This is a genomic window from Paraburkholderia sp. TE9906 (assembly GCF_056279605.1).
The window spans coordinates 1-5,431 of record NZ_JBWCCT010000035.1; the positions used below are offsets into that span (position 1 = coordinate 1).

The following is a 5,431-nucleotide window of genomic DNA, read 5'->3' on the forward strand; positions in this document are numbered from 1 at the left end:
TCTCGCTGTAATAAATCCGGCGTCGCTGTTTCATTTGCAACACTCCTGCTGCTTACGCAGTCTTCAGTGTGTTGCATCCACCGGTTGAATGCGCCATCCGTTAGCCGACGGTAACGTAGCAGTGACGAGATTATCGCTTTAGGAGCAATCAGACCACTACTCGATCCTTGTCGTGAAACCGCTGCATCCAGTACGGATAGGGAAGCTGCGGCTGCGAAACCTGATTCAGTCTTTCGGCATGCGTTGCGCTGAACGTGATTTGCTGAGCGCCGAGGTTGGCGGTCAATTGGTCGGACGTGCGCGCGCCTACAATCACGGAACAGACTTCTCGGCGCTGTAGAATCCAGGCCAATGCCACTTGAGCCGACGACGCATTCAATTCCGTTGCGATGTCGTGCAATACGCGCACAATAGGATCGGCCTTCGCGGGATCGATCGGCGGAAAATTCAGCCTGGCTCGACGCCCGGTTTCGCCTGCGCTTCCCTGCGTGTACTTGCCGCTCAAGTACCCGCCCGCGAGCGGACTCCACACCAGAAGCGAAACATCATTCGCAGTGGAAACGGACGCGATCTCATGCTCGACGTCGCGGCTCGTCAACGCGTAGTGAACCTGATTGCTGACGACACGGGCTCCATGCGTACAGTTTGTGATTCCCCGTGCGCGCTCCAGATCGCCCGCGCTAAAATTGCACACGCCGATGTGCCTCACCTTTCCCTGCGTGACAAGATCATCCAGTGCGCGAAGTGTTTCTTCGAGCGGAACGAGTGCGTCACGGTCGTGCAGTTGGAAAAGATCGATATGATCCCGGCCGATGCGCCGAAGACTCGTTTCCACCGACCGCATGATGTGCGAGCGGCCGAGCCCGACGTCGTTGTGACCGGCTCCTGTGCGTAGCCGAACTTTGGTTGCGACCAGCATGTGCGACTCGTCGAGTCCAAGGTCAGCCAACACCTGACCGACGACCACTTCGGACTGCCCTTGCGAATAGGCGTCAGCCGTATCAATCAGGTTGATACCGTGCTCGACGGCGATCGAAACGAGCTGTGCGGCCTGGGCGCGGTCTAGCCCAGCGATTTCGCCCCAAACTCCTTTGCCTGCGCCAAAGGTCATGGCGCCAAGACAAAGGCGGGAAATGCGCAGGCCTGACCTGCCGAGTGTGCTGTATTCCATAGCGAATCCCTTGATGAACGATGGGCAGAATGCACCTGGCGACGCGACATCCCATACGCGTCGCCGGATGCGCCCGCATTACCCCGCCTGCGAAACAAGCTCTCGCAAAACGGTTTCCAGATCCACTTCGCCCTTGACGATATCGACTTCATTGCCTTCGAAGGCGATGAAGCCTTCATTAAACCCGTCGAGCATGCGCATACGCGGCAACGGATCCTTCGTACCTTGGGAGCGGAACAGCGCGCCCCATGTTTCGCGCGGCACCACCTCGGCCCGAACCGGACGACCGAGCACCTGGGCCAACAACCCGGCCAGATCGTTCGGGCTCACACGTCGCGGCCCTTCCAGCTCGACGACACGCACGCCGCTCCAGGTCTGCTGAAGCAGTTGTGCGGCGACACGACCGACGTCCGCGGTCGCCACCATCGGCAAAGCCTTGTCAAGCGGTTGCAGAAAGCTCGGGATCGCCCCTGAGTCCCGGGCCGGCGCAACGTCCCATGCGGCGTTTTCCATGAACCAGCCGGGACGCAGGAATGTCACGGGCATCGGTAAATCGCGAAGCGCCTGCTCCAACAGCGTACGTTGCGTGAGCAGATTGATCTCGGTGGCCTGCGCGCCGATCGTTGACAGGCAGACGACCTTGCCAGGTGCCGCCGACTGCAGCGCCTGGCGCACGGCGTCAATGACAGCACGCGCCTCGGGAAAGCCCGGTGACGGATCGAACTCGGACGGCGGCAGAATAAAGACGCCTTGCGTGCCCTCGAAAGCGGAGGTAAGCGACGCCGCGTCATCCATGTCGGCTGTCACGACTTCACACCCGCGCTCAGCCCACGAATGAGCCCGGGCGGCATCGCGTACAACCCCGCGTACCGGCTGGCCCGCTGCGAGCAGCGTGCGCGCCACTGCACCGCCGACCTTTCCTGTTATCCCGGTGATTGCATACATTGCAGTTTCTCCTTGCGTTGATAGATGTGTTCCGATCACTGATCGGTGCTCAGGCGTGCTGCAAGCCGTGATACAGCCCCTGCTCAAACTGTCCGTAAAGGTCCACCACACGGGGGTCGTAGAACGGCAGGATCTGCGTGAACAGCGTGCCGGCCACCTTCCTGACCGGATCGGCCCAGAAATAGCTGTTCAGCAGTCCCGCCCAACTGATGCTGCCAGCACTGCGGCCATGCGGACCCGGCTGTGTGTTTATATCGAAGGAGACCCCCCACTTGTGAGGCGTCGAAGGAAACTGATCGAAGCTGTTCGACCACGCCGGCTGGGCCGTCTTCATTTCGGTAACCTGAAGATCTCCGATCTGGTTCTGGAACATCGTCGCAACGGTGTCAGCACGCAGGACCCGCTCGCCACGGTACATCCCGCCGTTCACGAGCATCTGCAGGAACGCCATGTAGTCGCGCGGTGTGCTGAAGAGGCCTCCGCCGCCCATAAAGAACTCGGGGCGCTGGTTAATCTCAAACGGCGCTGGCTTGAGCGATCCGTCGGGTTGCCGGTTGTGCATCGTCGCGACTCGCTGCTTCTGTGCGCTGCTGATCAGAAATCCCGAATTGCCCATGCCGAGTGGCGTGAAAATGTGCTCCCGGAAATAGACCTCCAGTGACTGATCGGTCACGGCCTCAACAAGCTTGCCCACCCAGTCCATCCCGATACCGTACTGCCAGCGCTCGCCGGGTTCGAACTCGAGCGGCGCCTTGAACGCGCCATTCATCGAGTAGCCAATATCCGGCATACCGGTCACTTTTTCGTACCGGCTCATGTTTTCGCTCCAGATGCTGTAGGTGAAGCCGGAGGTGTGAGTCAGCAGGTGGCGCACCGTGATGTTGTTTCGCGCCGCGCGTAGCAGCGGCTGCCCCATTGCATCGAAGCCTTCCAGTACTTGAGGCGACTTCAGTTCCGGGAGAATGTCGCCCGCGGGCTGGTCAAGCCGGAGCCTGCCCTGCTCGATGAGTTGCATACAGGCCGTTGCAGTGATCGCCTTGGTCATCGATAGCAGCCAGAACACCGTGTCGGGCGTCATCGCCGTACCGGTCTGGGGATTGGCATGGCCAAATGCGCCCTCGTAGATGAGCCCGCGCTGCGTGGCGCCCATCGCCACCACACCGGCTACGGTGCCGTTGTTGACGGCCTGCCGCAGGGAAAGGTCAATCGTGGCAAAGGCCGGGTCGCGGACCAGAACGCGATTACGCGCCTGATGCGCCTCCGCGGCCTCTGCCTCGAGGTTGGTCAATCCGCCTACTGCGGCGACGGCCAGGAGGCCGGATCCTCGCTTCAACAGGTCGCGGCGGGTGAGTTGAACGGTCATTTCCTACGCCCTTGAAATTGGAATGAACAGTGGCTGGTGCGACGCGCTATGCATGGCGATGCTCCCTGGCGTCGTTAAAGTTGAAACGTACTGTTGGGATGCATTGTGGGTAACTGCGACTAAAAACTAAATGACATGAATGACACTTGTGAGATGACGGATAGTTACTAATGAGTCATAGTGCCGTTCTTGACGGACTGTGAAAGGCCAGCCAATAGCGGGCTTGCCACGGTACTGAATCGAGTGATCGGAACCGGCGGTGTTGCCTCGGATCGCGGCGGCGAGTCAGCCGTGCCATGCTGACGTTTGACTTGAACGTCTTCCGACCATTAAATGACCAGAAGGCGGAGCCTATGAGATCGTCCAGCGGGAATATTTCTAGCGGGATCAGCGTATTTGCTGCCGTCGTCGATGCGGGGACGTTCGCAGCCGCATCCGAAATGATGGGTATGTCGCCACCCGGAGTTAGCCGGGCAATCGCTCGACTCGAAAGGCGGCTGAAAATACGACTCTTCAATCGGACGACCCGCGCCGTTTCCCTTACCGAAGAGGGCCGACGGTTCTACGAGCAGGTCATGCCGCACTTGAGGGGAATGGAAGAAGCGGCCGCAGCCGCGGCTGGCGGGGCTGGGACAGTGCGCGGGAAGCTGCGAATCAATCTGGACCCGGCTTTTTTGCGAACCGTTCTGGGGGCAAAGCTCGACGAATTCATGGATCTGCATCCTGAACTTGAACTCGAGTTCATTGCCCGAGATCAGCTCGGTGACCTCGTCATGGACGGCTTCGATCTGGCCTTGCGATTTGGCGAACCTCGCTCATCCAGTCTGGTAGCGCGAAAGCTGCTCGACACCGCGGTTGTCACCGTCGCATCTCCTTCGTACCTCGCTCGCCGGGGGCGGCCCGCGGAGCCCCAAGAACTGGGTCGCGGTGCGCACAGGTGTCTCGAATTCCGGAACCCGGAAACCGGTAAGCCGTATCCGTGGGAATTTCATCGAAAGCGCAAAAAACTTGTTGTCGAAACGAATGGACGACTTACGGTGAATGATCCGAGCGCACTTCTCAATGCGTGTCTGGCCGGCTCCGGCGTCGCACAGATGCTTCTGCTCGGAGCCGAGCCCCTGATCCAGGAGGGACGGCTCGTCAACCTGTTCCCAGACTGGCCGGATGAACGCTTCCCGTTCTATGCCTACCATCCATCACGGCATCACGTGCCGGCCAAAACAAGGGTGTTTCTTGACTTTATCGTCGCTTTGACGAGTAAGCGTTAGAAAGTCGAAGTACGCCCGTTAGCTCGATTCCGCGCGCGTCCATGAGGATGCTGACGACGACTGGCGCGCCGTACTGAAATCCGCGGTCTGGCACGCCGCAATTCGAGAGTCAGCGCCCCGCAGCATTCATCCGTGCATCCGACTGACCGGTAGAACGTCTGTTACCTGGGCCCCAGCCGACTTTCGTGGTTATGCTTCAATCGGCCGCTTGTGGCCGAGGCCGTGTGGAAACTCCATTTTCGCTGCTGAGGGCGAGGTTGCCGGTCAGGTCGATCAAGTTAGATGCGTCGAGCTTGCGCTAATCGAACATCGCGAGCGCAAAGAAGCCCCTTGGGGCCTCAGCTCGCTGCCATCCTCATCGCCTTCATCATTCCGGCAACCCCAAGTATATTCGTGACGCGCTTCAGGTTGTAGGCCAATACCTGAAGACTCATTTCCGTGCTCACGCGTCCCAGCGTCCGGGTCAGGAAGTGGGTGGCCCCCATCCAATGCTTCAGCGTGCCGAAGACGTGTTCGACAGTGCTTCTTCGGATGGTCATTGCATCAGGGTTCCGGTCGAGTCGACGCTGCATAACTTCCAGTACATGTTCGTGCTCCCATCGTCGGATGCGGCGATAGTCGCTGGGCGAACATCGCTCCTTGAGATGGCAACGCGGGCATGCGCTGGGCCAGTACACGCGCAGA

5 protein-coding genes are annotated in these 5,431 nt (G+C 59.8%); 1 reads left to right on the forward strand and 4 read right to left on the reverse strand.

The features are described 5' to 3' along the window. Positions 1-148: 148 nt before the first annotated feature. The 3 genes from ACZ9H4_RS36935 to ACZ9H4_RS36945 all read right to left on the reverse strand — a co-directional run bounded on the left by ACZ9H4_RS36935 (position 149) and on the right by ACZ9H4_RS36945 (position 3,479). Positions 149-1,171: an aldo/keto reductase gene (locus ACZ9H4_RS36935; RefSeq protein WP_476123210.1), complete on the reverse strand. Its 1,023-nt coding sequence runs from the start codon at positions 1,169-1,171 to the stop codon at positions 149-151. 78 nt (positions 1,172-1,249) lie between these two features. Next, on the reverse strand, positions 1,250-2,116 hold the full coding sequence (locus ACZ9H4_RS36940; RefSeq protein ID WP_476123212.1) for an NmrA family NAD(P)-binding protein: 867 nt from the start codon (positions 2,114-2,116) through the stop codon (positions 1,250-1,252). A gap of 49 nt (positions 2,117-2,165) precedes the next feature. Next, the gene (locus ACZ9H4_RS36945) at positions 2,166-3,479 is read right to left on the reverse strand and encodes a serine hydrolase domain-containing protein (RefSeq protein WP_476123214.1); all 1,314 of its coding nucleotides are present in this window, start codon (positions 3,477-3,479) and stop codon (positions 2,166-2,168) included. A gap of 353 nt (positions 3,480-3,832) precedes the next feature. Between ACZ9H4_RS36945 and ACZ9H4_RS36950 the strand changes: the two genes are divergently transcribed. Continuing rightward, a complete protein-coding gene (locus ACZ9H4_RS36950; RefSeq protein WP_476123218.1) occupies positions 3,833-4,747 on the forward strand; it encodes a LysR family transcriptional regulator in 915 nt (304 codons plus the stop codon). Between the two features lie 338 nt (positions 4,748-5,085). On the opposite strand, the gene ACZ9H4_RS36955 is transcribed toward ACZ9H4_RS36950, so the two are convergent. Then, positions 5,086-5,431: transposase (locus ACZ9H4_RS36955; protein ID WP_476123216.1), on the reverse strand; the 346-nt coding region annotated here is incomplete at its 5' end.